This window comes from Metabacillus rhizolycopersici, assembly GCF_020075705.1.
This window is the reverse complement of sequence record NZ_JAIQUM010000140.1, coordinates 1-6,507: the sequence shown is the minus strand read 5'-3', so window position 1 is coordinate 6,507 and position 6,507 is coordinate 1. Positions and strand designations below refer to the sequence as shown.

Annotated in this window: 8 protein-coding genes; 4 read left to right on the top strand and 4 right to left on the bottom strand. The window is 36.8% G+C overall.

The window, feature by feature from the left end; genetic code table 11:
• Window positions 1-361, bottom strand: a 361-nt coding sequence (locus K9V48_RS26690; protein WP_224142111.1) for a helix-turn-helix domain-containing protein, incomplete at its 3' end; no start/stop codon positions are given.
• Window positions 362-750: 389 nt separating this feature from the next.
• Between K9V48_RS26690 and K9V48_RS26685 the strand changes: the two genes are divergently transcribed.
• On the top strand, window positions 751-1,227 hold the full coding sequence (locus tag K9V48_RS26685; protein ID WP_224142110.1) for a small multi-drug export protein: 477 nt from the start codon (window positions 751-753) through the stop codon (window positions 1,225-1,227).
• Between the two features lie 369 nt (window positions 1,228-1,596).
• Here K9V48_RS26685 and K9V48_RS26680 read toward each other — a convergent pair whose 3' ends face one another.
• Window positions 1,597-1,752: a hypothetical protein gene (locus K9V48_RS26680; protein WP_224142109.1), complete on the bottom strand. Its 156-nt coding sequence runs from the start codon at window positions 1,750-1,752 to the stop codon at window positions 1,597-1,599.
• Between the two features lie 228 nt (window positions 1,753-1,980).
• Between K9V48_RS26680 and K9V48_RS26675 the strand changes: the two genes are divergently transcribed.
• Together K9V48_RS26675 and K9V48_RS26670 are read left to right on the top strand one after the other, a co-directional pair.
• Window positions 1,981-2,439 carry a hypothetical protein gene (locus K9V48_RS26675; RefSeq protein ID WP_224142108.1) on the top strand — a complete coding sequence of 153 codons (459 nt, stop codon included), beginning with the start codon at window positions 1,981-1,983 and terminating at the stop codon, window positions 2,437-2,439.
• Window positions 2,440-2,484: 45 nt separating this feature from the next.
• Window positions 2,485-3,486 carry a DUF3231 family protein gene (locus K9V48_RS26670; RefSeq protein WP_224142107.1) on the top strand — a complete coding sequence of 334 codons (1,002 nt, stop codon included), beginning with the start codon at window positions 2,485-2,487 and terminating at the stop codon, window positions 3,484-3,486.
• Between the two features lie 426 nt (window positions 3,487-3,912).
• On the opposite strand, the gene K9V48_RS26665 is transcribed toward K9V48_RS26670, so the two are convergent.
• The gene (locus K9V48_RS26665) at window positions 3,913-4,953 is read right to left on the bottom strand and encodes an NAD(P)-dependent alcohol dehydrogenase (protein WP_224142106.1); all 1,041 of its coding nucleotides are present in this window, start codon (window positions 4,951-4,953) and stop codon (window positions 3,913-3,915) included.
• A gap of 597 nt (window positions 4,954-5,550) precedes the next feature.
• Between K9V48_RS26665 and K9V48_RS26660 the strand changes: the two genes are divergently transcribed.
• Window positions 5,551-5,967: a MerR family transcriptional regulator gene (locus K9V48_RS26660; RefSeq protein ID WP_224142105.1), complete on the top strand. Its 417-nt coding sequence runs from the start codon at window positions 5,551-5,553 to the stop codon at window positions 5,965-5,967.
• Window positions 5,968-6,116: 149 nt separating this feature from the next.
• On the opposite strand, the gene K9V48_RS26655 is transcribed toward K9V48_RS26660, so the two are convergent.
• Window positions 6,117-6,305, bottom strand: a complete 189-nt coding sequence (locus K9V48_RS26655) for an SDR family NAD(P)-dependent oxidoreductase (RefSeq protein WP_224142104.1) — start codon at window positions 6,303-6,305, stop codon at window positions 6,117-6,119.
• Window positions 6,306-6,507: the final 202 nt, after the last annotated feature.

The following is a 6,507-nucleotide window of genomic DNA, read 5'->3' as shown; positions in this document are numbered from 1 at the left end:
GATTGCCTTTTGCATTGAACCCAAATTGAGGAAAGGTCATACTCGTGTAATCTTTGTATTTTTTCTGTTTTGGATAGTTTTTCTCCTTACGAAAGAAACCATCAAATGCTTTTTCTAGACGTAGAAAGACTTCCTGCAACGGTTGAGATGGTACTTCTTTTAGGAACGGATATTTCTTTTTATCCATTTTTAGTTGTGTTTGCATATCTTTACGATGATAAGATTCTTTTGACTTGCGATATTTACGTTGTTTATCCAAAAGAGCTGAATTATAGGTTTGACGACAATATTGTAGCCAACGATCTAGTATTTCCTTCTGTTCTTCGTTTGGAAAGATTTCGTATTTTTGATTCAATAACATTGTCGTCACCACCTTTATATTTTACCTCTTTTTAGAACATACGTTCCACAAATGCAACCCCTCAGTCTGTCGCCTGACCAAAATTCATCCCCTCCCTACCGTTGGGCTACACCCTTCACACGCTTGAGGAAGGGGAATTCTTTTGGGTGTTCGTTAAAAAAAGAGTATGGAAACAGAGCCAATGTGGTCACGATGACTCAAATTCCGTGACCGATTTCTTAATGATCCAGACTTTAGTGGCACTGTTGTTGCTTTGAAATAAAGTTTAATTATTTTCTACCTATGTTGTTCCACAATCGCATCCTTTAATGGAATAAGAAGTTTTTTATTACAATTGTATAATAGGTAAAGAGAGAGAAATTTTTGTTATTTTACAAGGGGGTGTTCAGATGGTTGAATGGGTTCAACAAGCAGATGGAATTTGGCAATACATCGCTTTATTTTTAATATCAATATTACCATTACTGGATGTTTTTTATATTATTCCAGTAGGTATTGTGTTGGAGATGTCACCTGTAGCCGTTGGGATTATTGCTTTTTCAGGAAATTTTATTATGGTTTTAGTCTTTGCAATGTTTTTTAGACAAATTTCTGAATGGCGTAACAAACGGAGAGAAAAAAAAGGAAAATCGGAACCTTCAAAAAGAGAAACTAGAGCCAGACATATTTGGGAAAAATATGGTCTTCCAGTGTTTTCTTTACTTTCACCCTCGTTACTTGGAACAGATTTAGCTGCTTTAACAGCTCTTTTGCTTGGTTCATCTAGAATTAGAGTAATCACTTGGATGGGAGTCAGTTTAGTCATTTGGTCAATTCTTATGACAGTTGGCTCTGTTTATGGCCTCAAATACGTAAATTGGATTTAAATTTAGACACCATAACAAAAAACTATTTATCTAGTCAGTAAATAGTTTTTTTTTTGTTAGCTAGAAATTGTTTTGATCTTCAATACTACTTTATTGCTCAGTGCGGTAGCATCTTTATATTCTTTACTATCAACTGGGTCCAAAAATTCCATTTTTTTGATACACAACAAAAAAAGACACTCGCTAATGAGTGCCTTTTTTGTTCTATGTTTTATTAAACTAAACATGTTTCTACAAGTAGGGGGCGGACAGTTTAGTTGACGGGATCAATTCCCCACGCACCCGTTACTTTAAGTACTATACTTCACAATCTGCTTCGTTAATCAAACCAAAAAAGGCGATACCTTTAAAGAATCGCACTCATTTAGACTAGTTAAATATATTCTTGATTAAACGAATCATCATTCTTGGTATAAACATTAAGATGTTCCAAACTAATTCAAATAAGATTGAATCTCGAATTTCAATAAGTATGTCTTTAAAAATGCCGCCCTGACCATTCTTTTTCTCTTTCCTGATTTTCATCCTCTATCTCCTAATAACTCAATATTTACTATTATGACCCGATTTTCTAAAAAACTATTTCGATTATCCTATCTGTTAGCACAACAAGAGCGTCAAAATGACAGTTCTGATCTTCAAGTATTGCACCCATTTAGTTGAAGAAGGATTGAAGAATAAATACATTTACTACATATTATTTCTCTTGTAGTAAATATTAAATTTATTACTAATTATAAGGACAATATGATTATGACTGATAAGTTAGAAGCTATTCTGTGGAGTATTGCTCTCCCAGGCTTTGCTCAGTTATTAAACAGAAAATTTGTTAAAGGTATCGTTTTTATTTTCTTGGAGTTGCTCGTTAATGTTAATAGTCATTTTAATATTGTGATTTTGCATAGCTTTCAAGGAAACATTAGAGAAGCAATCGAAGCAACAAATTACCAATGGCTAATGTTTTATCCCTGTCTTTATATGTTTGCTATGTGGGATGCGTATAAAGATGCCGAAGGAGAAACTCCTCCTTATTCCTATCTTCCTTTTGTATTTAGTGCTTATTTTGTAACGATTGGGCTTATCTACTCTCCTGCACTAAAATTAGGACAAATATTACTGGGACCTGTGTGGCTTCCAATTTTGTCTTTATTCCCAGGTTTATTGATTGGACATCTTTTAAAGTGTATGTTAATGCGAATTAAGGTTCAATGAAAGTGGTTATTGTTTTAGTAAATACAGTAAATGGAGGCTTAAATTATGAACCAAAAACAGGCTTTAAGTTCAAGTGAATTAGGAACTTTGTGGTTGACCTATCAACAAAAAACAATGGTACAGAGAATTCTTGAATATTTTATAGAACAAGCTGATGACAATCAAGCCAAAGAAATTATGCAAGATGCTCATATGAAAGTGATTAACTATGTTGAGGATATAAAAGCCATCTTCAAAAATGAAGGGGCAGTTATTCCAATCGGATTCAAAGAGGAAGATGTTAATATTGGCGTACCTAAGCTGTATGACAATATGTTTGATATTATGTTTTGTCGTCTTATTAGTTCAATAAGCATGGGATTGCATACACTCCACATGAATATGGCATATCGCAAAGATATTGTGCTTTTTTACAAGGAGTTAACCGCCTTTACCCAGAGTGTTTACGATGAATGTGTAGACTATTTGCAAAAGAAAGATGTTTTACCACGTCCTCCTGCTGTATCCATGCCAAAGTCTGTGGAGTTTGCAGATGGGACCAATTATATGAGTGGTTTTAACTTATTTTCTGAAAAGAGAGCATTGAATACAGTTGAAATAGCACACTTATATAATGCAATTGAATCCAATATTATTGGAATGCAAATGATGACAGGATTCGCACAAGTGGCAAATGAACCTGAAGTAAAAAAATATTTCATAAAGGGAAAAGAATTAGCAAAAAAAATTGTAACTGACTATACACAATTATTTCTTCAAAGTGATATTCAGCCACCTTCAACATGGGGGGCAAATGCAACAGATTCAAAGGTAGCTCCTTTTTCTGATAAACTCATGATGTATTGTACCAGCATATTTTGTGGCTTTGGTTTAGGTGCCAATGCATTAGGAACAGCATTTAGTTTACGTAGTGACCTCCCACTAATAATGGTTAATACAGCAAAAGACGTATTAACTTATGGGCGGGACGGTGGAAAAATCATGGCGAAAAATGGTTGGCTTGAAGAACCACCTTCCATGCAGGATAGGAACGATTTAACTAAATAATCAAGATGAGATTACTAAAATAATATCGTATATTGGATAGAGGTTTTGGAACTGTTTTATATTCATCTTTAATCGGGTTGGTGTTTGCCCAGATACAAACAGAGTATTTGATATGGAGAATTAACAGAATCACTCGCAAGGAAAGCGAAGGTAGATAATACCTTTGCTTTTTTGATTTTTTATTGCTTGTTGAACTAACCTTCCACTTTAGTTGAATAAAAAAAACCGGCTATTCAAGCCGGATCTTAAACTCTTGCACCCATTAGTGGAAGTGAAATAGTTCACATATTGATTAAAATCAAGCAAACCTCCTGTTCAATTTAATGTACCCCTCTTTTACAATTTTCAAAGGTGTCAAAAAGGATATCCAAAAAGATAGGCTTTTTGGATATCCTCGAAATTACCAAGAGAATTTATCTTTGAAACTCACATTGTACTAATGTCGATCACAAATCGATACTTCACATCTGAAGCTAAAACGCGTTCGTATGCTTCGTCAATTTGATCAGCCGAAATCACTTCAATTTTAGGAACAATGTTATGTTTTGCACAGAAATCCAACATTTCCTGAGTCTCACGGATGCCTCCAATCATCGAACCTGCAAATGAACGGCGATGAGGAATAAGAGAGAACACATTTAATGCCAATGGCTCTGCAGGCGCACCAACATTTACTAGAGTACCATCCAGCGTTAACAGTGAGAGGTAAGCATTAATGTCGATTTTTGCACTTACCGTGTTAATTATCAAGTCAAAAGTACTAGCAAGTTTATTAAATGTCTCAGGATCACTTGTGGCATAGTAGTTGTCTGCGCCGAATTGCAGGCCATCGTCTTTTTTCTTCAATGATTGAGACAGAACGGTAACTTCTGCACCCATGGCATGTGCAATCTTGACAGCCATATGACCAAGACCACCCATACCAACAACTGCTACTTTCTTACCTGGACCAGCTTGCCAATGATTTAGTGGCGAATATGTCGTAATACCTGCACATAGTAATGGTGCTGCAGCATCAAGCTCAATGTTATCAGGAATTCTGACTACAAAATCCTCAGTTACGACAATGTGGGTGGAATAGCCACCTTGAGTTGGCTCACCGTATTTGTCGACACCAGCGTAGGTAGGGATATTTCCTTTGAGGCAGTATTGCTCTTCTCCTTTACGGCAGTTCTCACATTCGCCGCAGGAGTCAACCATACATCCGACCCCTACCCGGTCACCGACCTTGTACTTTGTTACCTCGGTTCCTACATCCGTGACAATTCCCGCAATCTCGTGTCCAGGTACGAGAGGATAGTTCACGTCACCCCATTCGCCGTGAGCAGTATGGATGTCAGAATGGCATATTCCTGCATATTTAATTTCAATCAGAACATCATGTAAATCAAGATCGCGTCGTTTAATTTCAGCAACTCGAAAGGGTTTATCTGGACCGTCAACAGCTCGTGCTTTAGCAGTTATCATAAAAAAACCTCCTGTAATTTATATTTTCAAGAGAATGCGCTTGTACCGGATTTAAATAAAGAACTCAGGTTAAAATTACCCTTCATTCATTTCAATCCCTACTTTTTTCTCTTACAAAATAATGTTACTCCTTATAGTTAACTCTAGGTCAAGAGATTAGTTTATTCTTTTTAAAAATCCATGTCCATACAGGTTCAAATCATCTATCAATAGAGACTATAGCCAGCTACATTCTTTTTTAAGTAGGTATATATCCGTTAAACAGAATCAATTTCTACTTTCTCTATAAGGTGACTTTGACATCCAGCAAATACCGTGATACAATCCCTTCTAACCATAGAGTTAACTCGAAGTCTATATCATAAAGTGAGACTTCCATCAGTGGGGGTTTTCTTCATCCCCCACTGATGGTTAGCGAGACTTATCACGCTCAGGAACGCCACATCCTGTGGCTTCACCTGACTTGGACGTCCTGTCCTTCGTCGGATCTTTACGGGCAGTTATCTCCCACTTATCTTCTTTGCTTCTCTCGAATCTTGAAGTCGGAGTTTTACTGCCCGTTAAGGTGGGATAAAAAAAAAGAAAAGGAGATACATGATGAAGACATATTCTATCAGCGAAGTTGCAAAAGAATTGAACCTTACAGCATATACTTTGCGTTACTACGACAAGGAGGGACTTATGCCTTTTGTTGAACGGACATCCAACGGAACACGATTGTTTAAAGAATCCGATATCGGCGCTTTAAAAGTAATTGAATGTCTGAAGTCCACTGGGATGCCTATTAAGGAGATTAAAAATTTCATTGATTGGTGTTCTGATGGGGATTCCACGTTGCAGCAAAGATATGACATGTTTATGGAAAGAAAAGCATGTGTAGAAGCACAGGTGGAAGAACTAAAAAAAACAATGGAACTCATCGAGCATAAATGTTTATATTACAAGACTGCATTGGAAGCCGGAACGGAAGATATTCATAAAAACAATAAAATAGAGATTTCCATTACTAATTAATAAAAGCCACCTGTATTCATTAAATGTGTCTATGAAATACAGGTGGTCTGTTTGTATTGTTTGCTCGAATCCAGCTTTGTTGAAGAGTACATCTACCCTAGCATATTTTTTGACTGCTACTCAACAGCTGATTGAATTTCCTCTTTATTTCATACAACTGCAACAGCATAGGTAATATCAGCATTTGGTAATGATTCAACTAGAGTTTTCAAGCGATCCTCTCGCCGAGCCGCAATAACTAGTTTTGCTCCTTCCTGTGCAAGTTTCTTGGTCGTTGCTTCACCAATTCCACTTGATGCCCCCATAATAATGACAACTTTTTCTGCGATGTTTACCATAAAGTGAGACTTCCATCAGTGGGGGTTTTCTTCATCCCCCACTGATGGTTAGCGAGACTTATCACGCTCAAAACGCGCCACATCCTGTGGCTTCGCCTGACTTGGACGTCAATCGTTCGTCGGATCTTTACGGGCAGTTATCTCCCACTTATCTTCTTTGCTTCTCTCGAATCTTGAAGTCGGAGTTTTACTGCCCGTTAAG